Origin of the sequence: Streptomyces sp. NPDC007189 (assembly GCF_040703635.1) — a bacterium.
Classification (GTDB): domain Bacteria; phylum Actinomycetota; class Actinomycetes; order Streptomycetales; family Streptomycetaceae; genus Streptomyces.
The window spans coordinates 40,010-56,604 of record NZ_JBEYEY010000006.1; the positions used below are offsets into that span (position 1 = coordinate 40,010).

Consider the following 16,595-nt stretch of genomic DNA (forward strand, 5'->3'; position numbering starts at 1 on the left):
AGGCCCCTCACTCCCCCGCCGCACCACTGATTGGTCCCCTGGTCCGCCGGGAAACCGCATCCCGTGAACGCGCGCATCGAGGACTACGCCCTCATCGGTGACGAGCAGACCGCCGCGCTGGTCGGCAGGGACGGCTCGATCGACTGGCTCTGCCTGCCCCGCTTCGACTCCGGCGCCTGCTTCGCCCGGCTGCTGGGCGACGAGGACCACGGCTGCTGGCGGATCGCCCCCGAGGGGGCCGACACCTGCACCCGGCGCGCCTACCGGCCCGACACCCTCGTCCTCGACACCGAGTGGGAGACCCTTGACGGCACGGTCCGCGTCACCGACCTGATGCCGCAGCGCGACCGCGCCCCCGACGTCGTACGCATCGTCGAGGGGACCGGCGGCCGGGTCACCGTCCGCAGCACCCTGCGGCTGCGCTTCGACTACGGCTCGATCACGCCGTGGGTGCGCCGCTCGGACGGGCACCGGGTGGCCGTCGCGGGACCCGACTCGGCGTGGCTGCGCTCCGAGCCGGCCGTGCACACCTGGGGCGAGGACTTCGGCACCCACTCCGAGTTCACCGTGGCCGAGGGCGATCGGGTGGCGTTCGTGCTCACCTGGCACCCCTCGCACGAGCGCCGCCCGCCGCTCATCGACCCCTACGAGGCCCTGGAGAGCAGCGTCACCGACTGGCGGCGCTGGGCCCGGCAGTGCCGCTACGACGGCCCCCACCGGGACGCGGTCGTCCGCTCCCTGATCACCCTCAAGGCCCTCACCTACGCCCCGACCGGCGGGATCGTCGCCGCCGCGACCACCTCCCTGCCGGAGAACCCGGGCGGCGTGCGCAACTGGGACTACCGGTACTGCTGGCTGCGCGACTCCACCCTCACCCTCGGCGCGCTGCTCAGCGCCGGCTACCACGAGGAGGCGTCCGCCTGGCGCGACTGGCTGCTGCGCGCGGTCGCGGGCAACCCGGCCGACCTGCAGATCATGTACGGCGTCGCGGGCGAGCGGCGGCTGCCGGAGACGGAAGTGGACTGGCTGCCCGGCTTCGCCGGCTCGGCCCCCGTGCGCATCGGCAACGGCGCCGTCGACCAGCTCCAGCTCGACGTGTACGGCGAGGTCATGGACTCGCTCGCGCTGGCCCGCAGCTCAGGGCTGTCCCCGCGCCCGCACATGTGGGCCATGCAGCGCTCCCTGATGGGGTTCCTCGAGACCGCGTGGCGGCAGCCGGACGAGGGACTGTGGGAGGTGCGCGGCGGCCGGCAGCAGTTCGTGCACTCCAAGGTGATGGTGTGGGTGGCCGCCGACCGGGCGGTGAAGACGCTGGAGCGGTACCAGGACCTCGACGGCGACCTGGAGGGCTGGCGCAGGCTGCGCGACGAGGTCCACCAGGAGGTGTGCGAGAAGGGGTTCGATCCCGGGCGCAACACCTTCACCCAGTACTACGGCTCCCGGGAACTCGACGCGTCGCTGCTGCTCATCCCGCGTGTCGGCTTCCTGCCGCCCGACGACCCGCGGGTCGTCGGCACGGTCGACGCGATCCGCCAGGACCTCGGACACGGCGGCTTCCTGCGCCGCTACGACACCGAGGACTCCGTGATCGACGGGCTGCCGAGCGGCGAGGGCGCCTTCCTGGCCTGCTCGTTCTGGCTGGCCGACGCCCTGCACATGACCGGCCGGACCAAGGAGGCGAGGGACCTGTTCGACCGGCTGGTGGACCTGTGCAACGACGTGGGCCTGCTGGCCGAGGAGTACGACCCGGTCGACGGCTGTCAGCTGGGCAACGTCCCGCAGGCCTTCAGCCACATCGGCCTGGTGAACACCGCCCTCACGCTCTACGGGGACGAGCAGGCAGGATAGGGGCCATGGATCTTGGACTGAAGGACCGGGTGTACGTCGTCACCGGGGCGACCCGCGGGCTGGGCAACGCCGCCGCGCGGGAACTCGTCGCCGACGGGGCGAAGGTCGTGATCAGCGGCCGGGACGAGAAGCGGGTGGCCGAGGCCGCCGCGGAGCTGGGACCGAACGCGGCCGGCGTGGCCGTGGGCAACGCCGACCCCGAGGCGCCGGAGCGGCTGATCGCGGCCGCCCGTGACGCCTTCGGCGCGTTCCACGGTGTGCTGGTGAGCGTGGGCGGGCCGGCGCCGGGGTTCGTGGCCGACAACACCGACGAGCAGTGGCGGGACGCGTTCGAGTCGGTGTTCCTCGGTGCGGTACGGCTCGCCCGTGCGGCGGCGGCCGAGCTGGAGGAGGGCGGGGTCATCGGCTTCGTGCTGTCCGGGTCGGTGCACGAGCCGATCCCGGGGCTGACCATCTCCAACGGGCTGCGGCCGGGGCTCGCCGGCTTCGCCAAGTCGCTCGCCGACGAACTCGGGCCGCGCGGCATCCGGGTGGTGGGCCTGCTGCCGGCGCGGATCGACACCGACCGCGTGCGCGAGCTGGACGCGCTGTCCGCCGACCCCGAGGCCACCCGCGCCGCCAACGAGTCCCGGATCCCGCTGCGGAGGTACGGCACGCCGCAGGAGTTCGGCCGCGTCGCGGCGTTCCTGCTGTCGCCGGCCGCCTCCTACCTGAGCGGGATCATGGTGCCGGTGGACGGGGGCATGCGGCACGGGTTCTGAGCGCCGGGCCCGCGCAGCAGCGCGTCACGTGACCCGCTCCGCGCGGTGCCGGACCGCCCGCAGGTGCACGTGCGCCGGAAGCGCGGCCAGGCCCGCCGACTCGCGTGCGTGCGCCAGGGTCTGGGTGGCGAACTCGTGCAGGACCTTCGCCGGGTCCACGTACGGCTCCAGATGGAGCCACACCTGTGCCCTGGGCGCCGTACGGCTGCCGTGCAGGATGATCTCGGCGTGGGCCACCCCTTCCTGCCGTACAGCGTCCTCGGCCAGCGCCGACTCCAGGGCCCGGCCGCGCAGCAGGGCGGACGCGCCGTCGCCGGTGTCGACCACGACCTCGGTCAGCCGGCGGCGGCGCAGGGCCGTCGCGAGCCACCACAGGGCGTGCAGGAACACCAGGGCCAGTACGGCGATGACGGCCGGCCACCACCAGCCCGCGCCCCGCCAGTGAGTGCGTTCCGACCTGCTGAGCAGCACGTCGTGCGGGCCGGTGTGGATCCACCAGGACGGCGACGGCGCGCCCAGGCCGACAGCCAGGACCGCACCGCCGACCGCGAGCAGCACCAGGCCGACGAGGGCCAGCAGCACGCGGTTCACCATGCCCCTGCGCATCGCCGTCACCCCCTGCGTCCGGGCCGGGCCACCTGCACGGACAGCGTGGGCGGCCGGGGCAGGCCGAGGCCCTGGAGGGCTTCCGAGAGCACGGTGTGCAGGTCGGCGCCCACCTCGTCCAGGTCGCGGAAGTGCGCGACGGCACGGACGTCGGCCTTCTTGCGGCCCATCCGCACCCGGACCGACCGGACGCCGGACACGTCCAAGGCCCGGTCGCGCAGCACGAGCGCCGCCGCGTCCCGCCGGAGGGCGGCCCGGACGTGGGGGTGCGGGCGCCGCATGGACAGCAGGCCGCGCAGGCCGGGCGTGACCGCGAGGACGATCAGCCAGAGGCCGAGCACGGCGGCGACGGCCGCCCCGGCCAGCACCCACCCGTCGTCCAGTGGCCGTTCGGCCAGCTGCCGGGCCAGTGCGCGGCGCCAGTGCATCGCGGGGTGGTGGGCGCGTACGGCGACGATGTCGTACAGCAGCAGGCCGGCGCCGCCCAGCAGCAGGACCGCGACGACGGCGACCGGGACGCGGCGCGGCGACCAGAAGCGGCCGCTGCCCTCGGCGGGGGCGGGCGGAGCGCCGCGGGGGTCCTTCTCGAGGGTCGGTGCGGTCGGCTGTGGCTCACTCATCACGCCCTCCCGTGCGGTGCCAGGTGGAGCCGTTCGACCCGGACGGCGACCTCGGGCACCTCCAGGTCCGCCAACACGCCCACCCGCTCGGTGACTTGGCGACGCACTGCGGCACAGCGGGCGCCGACGTCGCACGGGTAGCCGAGTTCCAGATGGATGCGGACGCGGGCCGACTCGCGGTGGACGACGACCGTGGCGTGCGGGGCGGCCGCGTCGGCCGGCGGCGGGGGCAGCGCCTCGCGGGCGGCCTGCGCGGCGATCTTCGCCACCACCCGGTCGGCGATCCGCAGGGAGCCGCGCTCGCCCGGCGGCACGAGGTCCGCCGGCGGGCGCACCCCGCCGGTCTCGGCGGTCATCGTCGTCTCACCGCCGGTCGCGCCGGGTGTCGCGGGTGCGGAACAAGTCGCCCAGTTCCAGGTCGCCCTCCGCGAACCGGCCGACGACGAAGCCGACCGCGCCCAGCGCTGCCACCAGCAGAAACGCGCCGAAGCCGCCGAAATATCCGGCGAAGCCCAGCGCCATTCCGGCGATCATGCCGACCACGGCCATGCTCATGCAGCGCTCCTCAGCTCATCGGGTGGTGTGCGGGGCGGGATCACTGGATCCGGGGCGGTTCGGGCTCCTCGTCCTCCTCCTCGGGCAGTTTGACGTCGCTGACGGCGATGTTGACCTCGACCACCTCCAGTCCGGTCATGCGTTCCACCGCCGCGATCACGTTCTCCCGTACGGCGCGGGCGACGTCGGCGATCGCGACGCCGTAGTCCACGACGATCTCCAGGTCGAGCGCGGTCTGCACCTCGCCGACCTCGGCCTTCACGCCCCGGGCCACCGACTTGGAACTGCCCGGCACCCGGTCGCGCACGGCGCCGAAGGTGCGGGCCAGGCCGCCGCCCATGGCGTGCACGCCGACGACGTCCCGGGCCGCGAGACCGGCGATCTTCTCCACGACGCCGTCGGCGATGGTCGTCCGCCCGCGGGCGGCCGGATCGCCGCCGCCGCGCCGGGTGGTCTTGCGGGTCGACACCTGCGTCTCGGGCTCGTCCTCGGGGGTGGTCGTCATGTCGGTCATCGCCGTACGTCCCTTCGGTGGTCGTCCCCTTCGATGTCCTCCGTCCACCGTATGCAGGCTTCCCCGACCGCGCGCCCGCGATACGGCAGGCTGGAGGAATGACGGCGCAGGAGTGGGTACAGGCGGTGCGGCACCACGTGGGGCTGGGCAGGCTGCTGCCGCTCGGCGGGCCGCGTGACGGCGCGTGGATCGCGGAGGCCGCGGCCGCGGCGGTGCTGCGGCGGGCGGCGGACGGGATGCCCGGGGTGCGGCTGGGCGGGCTGCGGCTGGGACTCGCCGATCCGGAGGAGGCGCCCGAGTCCGTCGTACCGGCGCCGCCGAGCGCGCTGCCGCCGGGCGCGCTGCGGCTGACGGCGGACTTCGCCGCGACGGCCGCCGAGCCGCTGCCGGCCGTGGCGTCCCGGCTGCGGCGGGCGCTGGCGACGGCCGCGCTGGAGCGGCTCGGGCTCGCGGTGACGGAGGTGGACCTGCGGGTCACCGACCTTCTGGAGGCGGGGACGCCGGCCGCGGACGCGCGCCCGCCGCAGCCGGCGCCGGCACGGGAGCCGACGCACCCGGACGAGGTCCGGGTGGCCGCCGCCGTGCTGTCCGTGCCCGGGGTGACCGGTCTGACGGGCTCCCTGGGCGGGCTCGGCCGTGCGGTGCACCTGGAGGAGCGCACGACCGGCACGGCACCGCCCGAACTGCCGCACCGGCACGCGCGCGTGGAACTGACGACGAGCGCGGACCACCGGACCCTGGACGTGACCCGCCAGGTCCGCTCGACCGTACGGGACGCACTGGAGGACAGACCGACGGTGGCGGTCCTGGTGACGGCGGTGGGCTAGGCCCTGTCGTGGGAACGTCCCGGCGTCGCCGGGCTCATTCGCCGAGGCCGGCCAGGTCCCTGAGGCGGCGGGACTGGGCGGCGCGTTCGGCCGCGCGCTGGGTGTCGTAGTCCCGGTCCTGGGCGCCGCGCAGGAGTGCCTTGGTCTCCACCACGGCGTCGCGCGGTGCGGCCAGCAGCGCGGCCGCCAAGTCGTGTACGGCGTCGTCGAGTTGATCGGCGGGCACGGCGACGTTGGCCAGCCCGGACGCCACGGACTCCTCGGCGCCGACGAACCGTCCGGTCGCGCAGATCTCCAGCGCGCGGGCATACCCGACGAGACCGACCAGCGGGTGCGTGCCGGTCAGGTCGGGCACGAGGCCGAGGCTGGTCTCGCGCATGGCGAACTGCACGTCGTCCGCGACGACGCGAAGATCGCAGGCGAGCGCGAGCTGGAAGCCGGCCCCGATGGCGTGCCCCTGGACGGCGGCGATGGACACGATGTCGCTGCGCCGCCACCAGGTGAACGCCTCCTGGTATTCGGCGATGGTCGCGTCGAGCCCGGCGTCGTCACGGCGCGCGAGCTCGATGAAGGTCGGCTCGCCCGGAATCCCCTCCGGGGTGAACATCTGCCGGTCCAGCCCGGCGGAGAAGGACGTGCCCTCGCCGCGCAGCACGACGACGCGGACGGAGCCCGGCAGCAGCCGGCCGGCCTCGGTCAGCGCCCGCCACAGAGCGGGGCTCTGCGCGTTGCGCTTGGCCGGGTTGGTCAGCGTCACCGTGGCGAGCGCGTCGTCGACGGTGAGCCGTACGCCGTCCTTGTCGAGTACAGGAGCGAGGTCCTGGTCGGGCGAAGCCATGGGGCGCCTCCGATGGGTGCGGTCATCACGCAGTGCCGTTACGGCATGCTAAGTGACTGCACAGTAACCACCCGGCCGGTCCGGAGTGCCCCCGGGCCCCTCAAGGCCCGGGGGAAGGCCGACCGGATGGCCACCATCGAAGCCGGTGGGCCGCCCGGGGGGTCAGGACGATGCGGCCTTCTTGCCCCGGGTCGCTCCGCCACGCCCACGAAGCGTGACGCCCGACTCACTGAGCATCCGGTGCACGAAGCCATACGAGCGGCCGGTCTCCTCGGCCAGTGCTCGGATGCTCGCACCGGAGTCGTACTTCTTCTTCAGGTCTGCCGCGAGCTTGTCGCGCGCGGCGCCGGTCACCCGGCTGCCCTTCTTCAGAGTCTCGGCCACCCGTGCCTCCTCATGGGAAGTGCGCTCTGGTCTCCTCATGATCACCCCTCCCGGGCGTGATGGCCACCCATTCGGCAAGGTCCGTGAGACATCGTTGTGACGACAGGAGTGGATCCCCACAAGCGGAATCAAGGATTCCAAAGGGTGGTGTCGGTGGGGCCGAACGGGTGGATTCGCGAAGTGCCAGGTCAGGAACGCGAAACGGCCGATCCCTTGGCACGCAAGGGATCGGCCGGAAAATGCGTGTACGACACACCCCGATACGAGGAGATCTCACACAGATGATGGATCACGGATGAGCCGAATGATCCATACGCAGTGGATCACGCCAGGGCGACGAGGTCCGCGTAGTCGGAGCCCCACAGGTCCTCGACGCCGTCCGGCAGCAGAATGATCCGCTCCGGCTGCAGCGCCTCGACGGCGCCCTCGTCGTGGGTGACGAGGACGACCGCGCCCTTGTAGGTGCGCAGGGCGCCGAGGATCTCCTCACGGCTGGCGGGGTCGAGGTTGTTGGTCGGCTCGTCGAGCAGGAGCACGTTCGCCGAGGAGACGACCAGGGTCGCGAGCGCGAGGCGGGTCTTCTCGCCGCCCGAGAGCACCCCGGCGGGCTTGTCGACGTCGTCGCCGGAGAACAGGAACGAGCCGAGCACCTTGCGCACCTCGACCAGGTCCATGTCCGGGGCGGCGGAGCGCATGTTCTCCAGGACCGTGCGGTCGGGGTCCAGGGTCTCGTGCTCCTGGGCGTAGTAGCCGAGCTTGAGGCCGTGGCCGGGGACGACCGCGCCGGTGTCCGGCTGCTCGACGCCCGCGAGGAGCCGCAGCAGGGTGGTCTTGCCCGCGCCGTTGAGGCCGAGGATGACGACCCGCGAGCCCTTGTCGATGGCCAGGTCGACGTCGGTGAAGATCTCCAGCGAGCCGTACGACTTCGACAGGCCCTCGGCCATCAGCGGGGTCTTGCCGCAGGGCGCGGGCTCCGGGAAGCGGAGCTTGGCGACCTTGTCGGACTGCCGGACGGCCTCGAGCCCGGCGAGCAGCTTGTCGGCCCGGCGGGCCATGTTCTGCGCGGCGACCGTCTTGGTGGCCTTGGCGCGCATCTTGTCGGCCTGCGAGTGCAGCGCGGCGGCCTTCTTCTCGGCGTTGGCCCGCTCGCGCTTGCGGCGCTTCTCGTCGGCCTCGCGCTGCTGCTGGTAGAGCTTCCAGCCCATGTTGTAGACGTCGATCGTGGAGCGGTTGGCGTCCAGGTAGAACACCTTGTTGACGACCGTCTCGACCAGGTCGACGTCGTGGGAGATGACGATGAAGCCGCCGCGGTAGGTCTTCAGGTAGTCCCGCAGCCAGATGATCGAGTCCGCGTCGAGGTGGTTGGTCGGCTCGTCCAGCAGCAGGGTGTCCGCGTCGGAGAACAGGATCCGGGCCAGCTCGATACGGCGCCGCTGACCGCCGGAGAGGGTGTGCAGCGGCTGGCCGAGCACGCGGTCGGGCAGGTTGAGCGCGGCGGCGATGGTGGCGGCCTCGGCCTCGGCGGCGTACCCGCCCTTGGTGAGGAACTCCGTCTCCTGGCGCTCGTACTGCCTGAGGGCCTTCTCGCGGGTGGCGCCCTGGCCGTTGGCGATGCGCTGTTCGTTCTCGCGCATCTTGCGGATCAGGACGTCGAGGCCGCGCGCGGACAGGATCCGGTCCCGGGCGAGCACGTCCAGGTCGCCGGTGCGGGGGTCCTGCGGGAGGTAGCCGACCTCGCCGGAGCGGGTGATGGTGCCGGCGGCGGGGATGCCCTGGCCGGCCAGGCACTTGGTGAGGGTGGTCTTTCCGGCGCCGTTGCGGCCGACGAGGCCGATGCGGTCGCCCTTGGCGACACGGAAGGTGGCGTTCTCGATGAGGACGCGCGCACCGGCGCGCAGCTCGATACCGGAGGCGGAGATCACGGACAGACTCCAGGGCGTACAGGGATTGGCGGGTGGGCGGCTGAGGACGTTCCCGCCGTCTAATGCGCGAGGAGAATGGCCATGGGAAGAAGTCTAACGGGGCCGTGCAAGCGGTTTTTCTACGTCCGTGCGTTCGGTGAGGGCCTAAGAGATCGTCGCGGGCGCGCGCGGTGGGGCCGTACGACATACGGCGGGGCGGCCTTTGCGCACCGGGCGTTGTCAGTGGTCGCTGCAACACTGAACGGGACGCCACACATCCGACGCACGAAGGAGTGATCGGCATGGCAGGCACGAGCGGCGGACGGCCGAGCCTCTACCCCACGCTGCTGTACGCGGACGCGAAGGCGGCGATCAAGCAGCTGACGGAGGCCCTCGGCTTCACCGAGCTGTCGCTGTACGAGACGGAGGACGGCACGGTGATGCACGCCGAGCTGGTCCAGGGCAACGGCGCGGTGATGATCGGCTCCAAGGGCCGCGGCGGCCTGTTCGACACGGTGATGAAGGACGCGGGGCCCGCGGGGGTGTACGTCGTCGTGGACGACGTGGACGCCCACCACCAGCGGGCCGTTGAGCACGGCGTGGAGATCCTGATGCCCCCGACCGACCAGGACTACGGCTCGCGGGACTACCTGGCCCGGGACGTCGAGGGCAACGTGTGGAGCTTCGGGACGTACGCCCCGGAGATCGCCGGCTGACCTCCGGGCCGGCTCAGCCTCCGGTGTGCACCTGGAAGGCGGCCCGGCGCACGGCCTTGGCCAGGGCCGGGTCGGGATGCGCGGCGGCGAGCGCGACCAGGACCTGCACGGTGCGCGGGTGCCCGACGGCGCGGACCTCGTCGAGCAGCTGCGGGACGGTGGGCTGCACCGCGGCCTCAAGATGCCTGACCAGCATCGAGGCCTCTCCGTGGTCGGCGACGGCGGCGGCGGTGTCCACCCACAGCCAGGTCGCCTCCTCCCGGGTGAGGACCTCGTGGGCGTCCTCCGGGTCGATCCCGTCGTGCTCGGCGAGCCACAGCAGGGCGTAGGGCCTGAGGGCCGGTTCGTCCACGACGGCGCGTACGTCGGGCTCGGCGGGGGCGCCCACGACGCGCAGCGCCTCGAAGGCCAGGCCGCGCAGCAGGGCGTCCTCGCCGCGTGCGGCGTTGATGAGTTCGGTGACGGCGTCGCCGACGGTGCGGGCGGCGAGCCAGGCGCGGTATTCGGCGCGGGCGGCGTTGGGGCGGAGCTGGGCGCAGCCGCGGAGCATGTCCTCGGCGGACTGCTCGATGTTGCCGGCCGGGCTCTGCGCGGCCACGCAGATCTGCTCCAGCTTGACCCACACCGCCCAGCTGCCCAGCGGGGTGAGGGTGGCCTGGCCGTCGCCGTAGGTCAGCGCGCCGACGGAGGCGAGGGCCCGCAGCGCCCAGTCGAGCAGGGGCGCGAGAGCGGCGTCGCCGGTGGAGGCGGGGGCTTCCGGTGCGGCCACGGCGAGGTCACCGCCCGCCGGGACGGCCGGGCGGGTGGCTACGGAGCCGGCGGGCTGTGCGGCGCCCGGTTCGGCGGGCTGCCGGGCTCCCGGCACCGCAGGCCGGGCGGGGCCGGGGTCGGTGGGCCGGCCGGTGCCGGGGTCGAGGGGGACCTCGCAGCGCTCGGTGCGCAGTTCGGTGACCCGCTGCTGGAGCAGGTCGAGCAGCTGCTCGACCGGGACGGGCCCGGCGGACAGCTGGAGGAAGGAGAGCACCTGGGGCATGGCCGAGACGACCTCGGCGACGGCTGCCGGCTCGAACTCCTCGGGTTCCGGGGAGGCGAGCGACCAGGCGTCGAAGAGGGCGACCCAGCCGCGCAGGACGGCGCTGTCGTCGCGGTCCCAGGCGCGCAGCCGCCAGCCGGGGCGCGCGCGGTCGCCGTGCACCTCGACGAGTCCGGAGAGGCGTGCGGTGTCCCAGTCGGCCCGGACCTGGGCGACGGTCAGGCCGAGGTCGGCGGCGGCGCGCCGGGCGGTGGCGTCGGAGAGGGTGGCCTTGCCGTCGGCGGTGGCGCCGTCGCTGCCGGGGCCGAGTGCGGCGTCGGCCCAGCGGGCGACCCGGACCGGGCCGGCCAGTCCGGCACGGGCCATTCCGGCCAGTTCCGCGGGGGCCGGGGTGCCCTCCGGCGGCCGGGGTGCGGGGCGGCGTGGGCGCCGCTGGTTCACAGCTCTGGGGGCGGCGGCCAGGGGTCGCGGTCGGACGAGTCGGAGCCTGGAGTCGCGCGGGATACGGGACGTCACGGGTGCAGTCTTCCGGTTGACGGTCCGAAAACCCAAACGGAATGTCACGGCGGGCGACGGGGCAGGCCAGAGCACGGGGTCCGGGGCGCGGTGAGGAGGGGTGATCAGGCCAGTCGTACGGCCGTAAACGGAATCCTCGCCGCGAGCGCGGGGCCCGGGGCCGGGCGCCGTCACACGAGCGGGGTCAGGAAGCGGCGCAGCCGCTCCTGGTACTCCTCGGGACCGGCGTTCCACATCGCCGCGTGCGGGGCCTGCGGCACGGTGTGCAGGGCGACCAGGTCGGGGCGGCGGTGGGCGAGCCGGCGGGAGAACTCCCAGGGGGCCACCCGGTCGTCGGGGCCGTGGAAGATCAGGGTCGGCACGGTGAGCCGGCCGGGGTCGGTGATCTCGGGGACCCGGTCGGCGTACAGGCCGGTCCGGCCCTGGGCGGCGCGCACGGCGAGCGGCAGCAGCGGCGGCGGGGTGTGGCGGGCGCGGGCGAGGGCGCGCAGCGTGGCCTCCCAGCTGAGCACCGGCGAGTCGAGGACCAGTCCGGAGATGTGCTCGCGCAGCGCGGAGTGCTCGGCGGCGCGCAGGGCCATCGTGGCGCCGGTGGACCAGCCGAGCAGGACGACCCGGCGGGCGCCGTTGCGGACGGCGTGGCGGATCGCCGCGTCCAGGTCGCGCCACTCGGTCTCGCCGAGGTGGTTCAGGCCGTCCCGCGGGCGCGGGGCGCCGGGGTCGCCGCGGTAGGCGAGCGCGAGGACCGGCATCCGGCGGGCGTGCAGGGCGGGCATGAGGTTCATGGCCTGTTCCCGGGTGGCGCCGAGGCCGTGCACGGCGATCACCCAGGTGTCCCGGGCGCCGGGCACGAACCAGGCGGGCAGGCAGCCGAGTTCGCCGGGCACCTCGACGTCGGCGTGGTCGAGACCGAGGGCGGCGGACGGATCGCCGACGTACAGGTTCGGGGTCAGCCACACCGCGTCGCCGGAGGAGAGGGTGCCGTGCGTGACGCGCTCCAGGCGGCGTACGACGGTGTCGGCGGTGTGCCGGACGCTCTCCACGACGGGGCCGACGACCGCGTGGGAGCCGTCGCCGGCGAGGCCGTAGGTGCCGGGCCGCAGCGAGGCCAGGTCGCGGGTGAGGGTGATCTGGCCGGCGGCGGTGCCGTGCACGGTGAGGCGGGGTTCGGTGGGCAGCGGGCGTCCGGCGGGCGCCTTCAGCGCGGCGTCGCTGGCGAGGCGGCCCGCGGCGACGGACGCCAGGGCCATGCCGGCGGCTATGGCCGTGGTGAGGGCGGTCGCTTTGACGGGGCGCACGGGTCCAGTGTCCCGGGGGTTGCCGTCACCGGCCAGCGGAAGGGCGGGGCCGGGTGAGGAGCGTCGGGACGCGGGTGATTTCGGCACCACCCAGGTGGTCCGTCGTGGCGGAGCGCCGTCGCGGCGGATCCGGCGGACCGGCGTGAGAGGGCGCCGGCGACGGGAGAGGCGTTCGACGAGGCGTCGGAGCGGGGCGCTGTGCGGCAAGGTGTCACCTCCGTTGGCCGTACCCCCTCAACCGTTCCCCGGTCTCGGCGAGTTGTGCCTCCGTCAGCAGGGACGGGGTCAGGCCGGGCACCGAGGACGCCGTCAGCCACAGGCGGCACATCCACTCCAGCTGGGCGGTGCGGTCGTAGGCCTGGTCGAGGGAGGCGCCGTAGGCGATCGTGCCGTGGTTCTGCAGCAGGCAGCCGGAGCGGCCGGCCAGGGCGCGCAGCATGTTCTCGGCCAGTTCGTCGGTGCCGTACGTGGCGTAGGGGGCGACGCGGACGGGGCCGCCGAGGGCCGCGGCCATGTAGTGGACCAGGGGCAGCTCGGGCACGAGCGTGGAGACCGCCGTGGCGTGCACGGCGTGGGTGTGGACGACCGCGCGGGCGTCGGTGGTGCGGTAGACGGCGAGGTGCATGGGCAGCTCGCTGGTCGGCACCAGGGCGCCGAGCACCTGGCGTCCGGTGAGGTCGACGCCGGTGATGTCGTCCGGGGTCAGCCGGTCGTACGGCACTCCGGAGGGGGTGACCAGCACCAGGTCGCCCACGCGCGCGGAGACGTTCCCGGAGGTGCCGACCACCAGCCCGTCGGCCACGCTCCGCCGCGCCGTCGCCACCAACTCCGCCCAGATCCGCTCCTGCTCCGCGTCCCACCGCTGCTCACCCATACCGCGATCTTGCCAGGCAGGGCCGCGGGAGGGGGACGGACCGCGGGTTTCCGGCCGCGAGCGGCGATACCGCCGGTGGTTTCGCGGCGCTCCTCACCGACCGCGTCCACGGGAGGAGCGCGGACGGTCTCTTTCCGGCCGTGAGCAGCGATCCGGCGGGCTGCAGCCAGGGCAGACCCTCGCCTGTCGGCCACGACCGCGCTCCCGCCAACCGCACCCACCAGAGAAGCGTCGCTTGCCGACCGTGGGCACGATCCCGCCACCCCGACCGCACCCACGGCACAAGCGCGGCCCCACCTCGGCCACGCACAGCGACCCCGCCCGCCAACTCCCCCCCGTAAGAAGCCCCCCGCTTCCAGCCGCGAGCCTGCACCCCCGATCGGGCGAAAACGGCCGGAATCGCCGTGAATGGCCGCCGTTTCGGATGATCGGCAGGCCTTCAATGGTCCCTCTTGCCCGCCGGACGGCTCGTCCGTCCGCAGACCCGGGGAGACACATGGCCCGTGAACGCACCCTGCTCCGTCGCCGCGCCGGTGTCCTCGCGGCGGCGATGGCGGCGCTCGCTCTCGCGGGCACCGCGTCCGCCGCCGCCGGACCTCCGGCACTGGTCTCGGGACTGCCGCGGGGGCACGACGTCTCGTCGCACCAGAAGGAAGTCGACTGGCAGGGCGCCCGGTCGGCGGGCGCGCGGTTCGTCTACGTCAAGGCGACCGAGTCCACGGACTACACCAACCCCTACTTCTCCGGGCAGTACGACGGCGCGGGCGACGCGGGCCTGTACCGGGGCGCGTACCACTTCGCGCTGCCGGACAGGTCCTCCGGCGCCCGGCAGGCCGCCTACTTCGTGCGGCACGGCGGTGACTGGGCGGCGGACGGCCGCACCCTGCCGCCCGCGCTGGACATCGAGTACAACCCCTACAGCAAGAAGCACCGGTGCTACGGGCTGGGCTGGAAGCGGATGGCCCGCTGGATCCGGTCGTTCAGCGACGAGGTCAAGCGGGAGACCGGCCGCCGCCCGGTGATCTACACGACCGCCCAGTGGTGGCGGCAGTGCACCGGCGACAGCCACGCGTTCTCCAAGAACCACGCCCTGTGGATCGCCCGGCACAGCGCCTCGGGGCCGGGGAAGCTGCCGGGCGGGTGGCGGTACTGGACCTTCTGGCAGTGCGCGACCAAGGGCCGGCTGCCGGGTGACCAGAATCTCTTCAACGGGCCCGCGAGCCGGCTGACCATCCTCGCCCGGGGCTGGTAGCCAAGGGGCGCCTGGGCCGCTGAGGCCGGGCCGGGGGAAACGGAACCCCGACCCTCCCCTTTTGACACCCTGGCGCCCGCCTCAGTTCATCTTCCGTTCACCCAGGTTGCCTACGTTCGTCCAGCCAATGACCTCGAACGATTGCCTGGGCAAATGGAAAGCTTCTCGCTGATCCTCGCGATAGTGGTGGTGACCGCTCTCGCGTTCGATTTCACGAACGGTTTCCACGACACCGCGAACGCGATGGCCACGACCATCTCCACAGGCGCTCTGAAGCCCAAGATCGCGGTGGCCATGTCCGCCGTCCTCAATCTGGTGGGCGCCTTCCTCTCCGTGGAGGTCGCCAACACGATCTCCAAGGGTCTCGTCGACGAGACCGGCATCCGTCCCGAGGTCATCTTCGCCGCCCTGGTCGGCGCGATCCTCTGGAACCTCGTGACCTGGCTGGTGGGTCTGCCCTCCAGTTCCTCGCACGCCCTGATGGGCGGTCTGATCGGCGCCGCCGTCGCCTCCGCCGGCTTCGGCGCCGTGCACGGCGACGTCCTGGTCACCAAGGTGCTGCTGCCCGCGGTCGCCGCGCCGGTCGTGGCGGGCATCGCCTCGATGGTGGCCACCCGGTTCTCCTACGGCATCGGCGGCAAGGCCGAGGGCGAGGCCACCCGCAAGGGCTACCGCGCCGGCCAGATCGCCTCCGCCGGCCTGGTCTCCCTCGCCCACGGCACCAACGACGCCCAGAAGACGATGGGCGTCATCACGCTCGCGCTGATCGCGGGCGGCACCATCGCCCCGGGCTCGAACCCTCCCACCTGGGTCATCCTCTCCGCCGGCCTGGCCATCGCGCTCGGCACCTACATCGGCGGCTGGCGGATCATCCGCACCATGGGCACGGGCCTGACCGAGCTGGAGCCGCGCCAGGGCTTCGCCGCCCAGACCAGCGCCGCCACAGCCATCCTGGCCTCCTCCCACCTGGGCTTCTCGCTGTCCACCACGCACGTCGTCTCCGGCTCGGTGATGGGCGCGGGCCTCGGCCGCAAGGGCGGGGTGGTCCGCTGGTCCACCGCGACCCGCATGGCCGTCGCCTGGGTGCTCACCCTCCCGGCCGCCGCGCTGGTCGGCGCGGGCGCCGAGTCCGTCACGGATCTCGGTGACTGGGGCACCGCGGTGGTCGCCGTCTTCCTCGTCGCCGCGAGCGCCGGGATCTGGAAGCTCTCCCGCCGCGAGGTCGTCGACCACACCAACGTCGTGGACGAGTCCGTGGAGCCGGCCGGTGTGGTGACCACCGCCATCGCCGCCGTGACCCCGCCCCCGGCGGGCACGATCGGCGAGAACCTGACGGCCACCATCCCCGCCCCGGCCACCGCCGAGCCCACGCCCGAGGCCGTCCCGCCGGCCGCGACCGTCTGACCCCGGCCACACCGGTACCCAAGGAAGCAACCCCATGAAGATCGACTGGTCGGCCCTCGGCTCCGTCTTCGGCGTCAGCCTCGTGTTCACGGTGGGCCTGGTGGCCCTGTTCACTCTCGGCATCAACGGTCTGGCGCGGCGCGAGAAGGCCGCGGCGCAGGGCGGCTCCGCCCCCCTCGCGGTCACCGGCGCGTACGTCTGCTTCGCCGCCTGCGCGGCCGCGGTGGCGTACGGCATCGTCCTCATCGTCTCCAAGTCCTGACCGAGCCGCACGCATCGGGCATCACGAAGGCTCCTTTCCGTCCCTGACGGAGGGGAGCCTTCGCCATGCCCAGCGGTCACGGGCGTCCCGCAGTGTGGGGATCGGCACACTCTCCCCGCGCAGGTCAACGGCAAGTTGACGGCCGTTCCGGGCGCGTGGTGGACTGCCCAGGCCATGTACGGCGGCAAGGAGAGGAAGCCGGTGCGAATCCGGCGCGGTCCCGCCACTGTCACCGGGGAAGAACCCGGGAGCCAGGAACTCTCACCGCCGAATCTCGTCGAACCAGGGCGCGGACACCCTGAGTGAGGACATCGATCGCCATGCCCGGCTGCCGAAGGACAAGGACCGCTACCAGGCCCGCACTTCACTCCACGGCCGGCTGAGCC

At 73.5% G+C, this 16,595-nt stretch carries 18 protein-coding genes and 1 riboswitch; of the genes, 7 read left to right on the plus strand and 11 right to left on the minus strand.

Annotation, left to right across the window (positions count from 1 at the left end):
* The first annotated feature begins 63 nt into the window (after window positions 1-63).
* Together AB0950_RS14350 and AB0950_RS14355 are read left to right on the plus strand one after the other, a co-directional pair.
* Window positions 64-1,848, plus strand: a complete 1,785-nt coding sequence (locus tag AB0950_RS14350) for a glycoside hydrolase family 15 protein (RefSeq protein WP_366778612.1) — start codon at window positions 64-66, stop codon at window positions 1,846-1,848.
* A gap of 5 nt (window positions 1,849-1,853) precedes the next feature.
* On the plus strand, window positions 1,854-2,609 hold the full coding sequence (locus AB0950_RS14355) for an SDR family oxidoreductase (RefSeq protein ID WP_360150837.1): 756 nt from the start codon (window positions 1,854-1,856) through the stop codon (window positions 2,607-2,609).
* 24 nt (window positions 2,610-2,633) lie between these two features.
* Here the strand turns inward: AB0950_RS14355 and amaP are convergent, their stop codons facing one another.
* Genes amaP through AB0950_RS14380 form a run of 5 tightly spaced genes read right to left on the minus strand, consistent with a single transcriptional unit; the run spans window position 2,634 to window position 4,904 of the window.
* Window positions 2,634-3,215: an alkaline shock response membrane anchor protein AmaP gene (gene amaP, locus AB0950_RS14360; protein ID WP_366778613.1), complete on the minus strand. Its 582-nt coding sequence runs from the start codon at window positions 3,213-3,215 to the stop codon at window positions 2,634-2,636.
* Between the two features lie 5 nt (window positions 3,216-3,220).
* The gene (locus AB0950_RS14365; protein ID WP_366778614.1) at window positions 3,221-3,835 is read right to left on the minus strand and encodes a DUF6286 domain-containing protein; all 615 of its coding nucleotides are present in this window, start codon (window positions 3,833-3,835) and stop codon (window positions 3,221-3,223) included.
* The gene (locus AB0950_RS14370) at window positions 3,835-4,191 is read right to left on the minus strand and encodes a hypothetical protein (protein ID WP_366778615.1); all 357 of its coding nucleotides are present in this window, start codon (window positions 4,189-4,191) and stop codon (window positions 3,835-3,837) included. Before AB0950_RS14370 ends, AB0950_RS14365 begins: the two co-directional genes overlap by 1 nt.
* A gap of 7 nt (window positions 4,192-4,198) precedes the next feature.
* Window positions 4,199-4,390 (minus strand): hypothetical protein, encoded by a 192-nt coding sequence (locus AB0950_RS14375; protein WP_360571217.1) that lies wholly within the window; start codon window positions 4,388-4,390, stop codon window positions 4,199-4,201.
* A gap of 40 nt (window positions 4,391-4,430) precedes the next feature.
* Window positions 4,431-4,904, minus strand: a complete 474-nt coding sequence (locus tag AB0950_RS14380) for an Asp23/Gls24 family envelope stress response protein (RefSeq protein WP_360150822.1) — start codon at window positions 4,902-4,904, stop codon at window positions 4,431-4,433.
* 98 nt (window positions 4,905-5,002) lie between these two features.
* Here AB0950_RS14380 and AB0950_RS14385 point away from each other — a divergent pair, with 98 nt between their 5' ends.
* Entirely contained in the window at window positions 5,003-5,731 is a 729-nt protein-coding gene (locus tag AB0950_RS14385) for a nucleopolyhedrovirus P10 family protein (protein WP_360150819.1), read from the plus strand.
* Window positions 5,732-5,765: 34 nt separating this feature from the next.
* Here the strand turns inward: AB0950_RS14385 and AB0950_RS14390 are convergent, their stop codons facing one another.
* The 3 genes from AB0950_RS14390 to abc-f all read right to left on the minus strand — a co-directional run bounded on the left by AB0950_RS14390 (window position 5,766) and on the right by abc-f (window position 8,875).
* A complete protein-coding gene (locus tag AB0950_RS14390) occupies window positions 5,766-6,569 on the minus strand; it encodes an enoyl-CoA hydratase/isomerase family protein (RefSeq protein WP_366778616.1) in 804 nt (267 codons plus the stop codon).
* Window positions 6,570-6,731: 162 nt separating this feature from the next.
* Complete coding sequence (locus AB0950_RS14395; protein WP_004002281.1) at window positions 6,732-6,953, minus strand: helix-turn-helix domain-containing protein; 222 nt, start codon at window positions 6,951-6,953, stop codon at window positions 6,732-6,734.
* Window positions 6,954-7,276: 323 nt separating this feature from the next.
* The gene (gene abc-f / locus AB0950_RS14400) at window positions 7,277-8,875 is read right to left on the minus strand and encodes a ribosomal protection-like ABC-F family protein (protein WP_360150813.1); all 1,599 of its coding nucleotides are present in this window, start codon (window positions 8,873-8,875) and stop codon (window positions 7,277-7,279) included.
* A 281-nt stretch (window positions 8,876-9,156) separates the two neighbouring features.
* Between abc-f and AB0950_RS14405 the strand changes: the two genes are divergently transcribed.
* The gene (locus tag AB0950_RS14405; RefSeq protein WP_360150810.1) at window positions 9,157-9,570 is read left to right on the plus strand and encodes a VOC family protein; all 414 of its coding nucleotides are present in this window, start codon (window positions 9,157-9,159) and stop codon (window positions 9,568-9,570) included.
* Window positions 9,571-9,583: 13 nt separating this feature from the next.
* Here the strand turns inward: AB0950_RS14405 and AB0950_RS14410 are convergent, their stop codons facing one another.
* The 3 genes from AB0950_RS14410 to AB0950_RS14420 all read right to left on the minus strand — a co-directional run bounded on the left by AB0950_RS14410 (window position 9,584) and on the right by AB0950_RS14420 (window position 13,291).
* The gene (locus AB0950_RS14410) at window positions 9,584-10,969 is read right to left on the minus strand and encodes a hypothetical protein (RefSeq protein ID WP_360150807.1); all 1,386 of its coding nucleotides are present in this window, start codon (window positions 10,967-10,969) and stop codon (window positions 9,584-9,586) included.
* Between the two features lie 320 nt (window positions 10,970-11,289).
* Entirely contained in the window at window positions 11,290-12,417 is a 1,128-nt protein-coding gene (locus AB0950_RS14415; protein WP_360150804.1) for an alpha/beta fold hydrolase, read from the minus strand.
* Between the two features lie 211 nt (window positions 12,418-12,628).
* Window positions 12,629-13,291: a class II aldolase/adducin family protein gene (locus AB0950_RS14420; RefSeq protein WP_366778617.1), complete on the minus strand. Its 663-nt coding sequence runs from the start codon at window positions 13,289-13,291 to the stop codon at window positions 12,629-12,631.
* Between the two features lie 496 nt (window positions 13,292-13,787).
* Here AB0950_RS14420 and AB0950_RS14425 point away from each other — a divergent pair, with 496 nt between their 5' ends.
* From AB0950_RS14425 to AB0950_RS14435, 3 genes are all read left to right on the plus strand, one after another.
* Window positions 13,788-14,543 (plus strand): lysozyme, encoded by a 756-nt coding sequence (locus AB0950_RS14425; protein WP_366778618.1) that lies wholly within the window; start codon window positions 13,788-13,790, stop codon window positions 14,541-14,543.
* Between the two features lie 153 nt (window positions 14,544-14,696).
* Entirely contained in the window at window positions 14,697-15,947 is a 1,251-nt protein-coding gene (locus tag AB0950_RS14430; RefSeq protein WP_360150795.1) for an inorganic phosphate transporter, read from the plus strand.
* Window positions 15,948-15,981: 34 nt separating this feature from the next.
* Window positions 15,982-16,209, plus strand: coding sequence for a hypothetical protein (locus AB0950_RS14435; protein ID WP_360150792.1), 228 nt, complete (start codon window positions 15,982-15,984; stop codon window positions 16,207-16,209).
* 142 nt (window positions 16,210-16,351) lie between these two features.
* Window positions 16,352-16,493: riboswitch (cobalamin riboswitch) on the plus strand.
* The last annotated feature ends 102 nt before the right edge of the window (window positions 16,494-16,595 follow it).

What these genes read in the sequence shown, in the direction of transcription:
- AB0950_RS14355 (WP_360150837.1), top strand. Translation starts at nt 1,854, where the DNA reads ATGGATCTTGGACTGAAGGACCGGGTGTACGTCGTCACCGGGGCGACC.
- amaP (WP_366778613.1), bottom strand. Translation starts at nt 3,215, where the DNA reads ATGCGCAGGGGCATGGTGAACCGCGTGCTGCTGGCCCTCGTCGGCCTG.
- AB0950_RS14365 (WP_366778614.1), bottom strand. Translation starts at nt 3,835, where the DNA reads ATGAGTGAGCCACAGCCGACCGCACCGACCCTCGAGAAGGACCCCCGC.
- AB0950_RS14370 (WP_366778615.1), bottom strand. Translation starts at nt 4,191, where the DNA reads ATGACCGCCGAGACCGGCGGGGTGCGCCCGCCGGCGGACCTCGTGCCG.
- AB0950_RS14375 (WP_360571217.1), bottom strand. Translation starts at nt 4,390, where the DNA reads ATGAGCATGGCCGTGGTCGGCATGATCGCCGGAATGGCGCTGGGCTTC.
- AB0950_RS14380 (WP_360150822.1), bottom strand. Translation starts at nt 4,904, where the DNA reads ATGACCGACATGACGACCACCCCCGAGGACGAGCCCGAGACGCAGGTG.
- AB0950_RS14385 (WP_360150819.1), top strand. Translation starts at nt 5,003, where the DNA reads ATGACGGCGCAGGAGTGGGTACAGGCGGTGCGGCACCACGTGGGGCTG.
- AB0950_RS14390 (WP_366778616.1), bottom strand. Translation starts at nt 6,569, where the DNA reads ATGGCTTCGCCCGACCAGGACCTCGCTCCTGTACTCGACAAGGACGGC.
- AB0950_RS14405 (WP_360150810.1), top strand. Translation starts at nt 9,157, where the DNA reads ATGGCAGGCACGAGCGGCGGACGGCCGAGCCTCTACCCCACGCTGCTG.
- AB0950_RS14410 (WP_360150807.1), bottom strand. Translation starts at nt 10,969, where the DNA reads ATGGCCCGTGCCGGACTGGCCGGCCCGGTCCGGGTCGCCCGCTGGGCC.
- AB0950_RS14420 (WP_366778617.1), bottom strand. Translation starts at nt 13,291, where the DNA reads ATGGGTGAGCAGCGGTGGGACGCGGAGCAGGAGCGGATCTGGGCGGAG.
- AB0950_RS14425 (WP_366778618.1), top strand. Translation starts at nt 13,788, where the DNA reads ATGGCCCGTGAACGCACCCTGCTCCGTCGCCGCGCCGGTGTCCTCGCG.
- AB0950_RS14430 (WP_360150795.1), top strand. Translation starts at nt 14,697, where the DNA reads ATGGAAAGCTTCTCGCTGATCCTCGCGATAGTGGTGGTGACCGCTCTC.
- AB0950_RS14435 (WP_360150792.1), top strand. Translation starts at nt 15,982, where the DNA reads ATGAAGATCGACTGGTCGGCCCTCGGCTCCGTCTTCGGCGTCAGCCTC.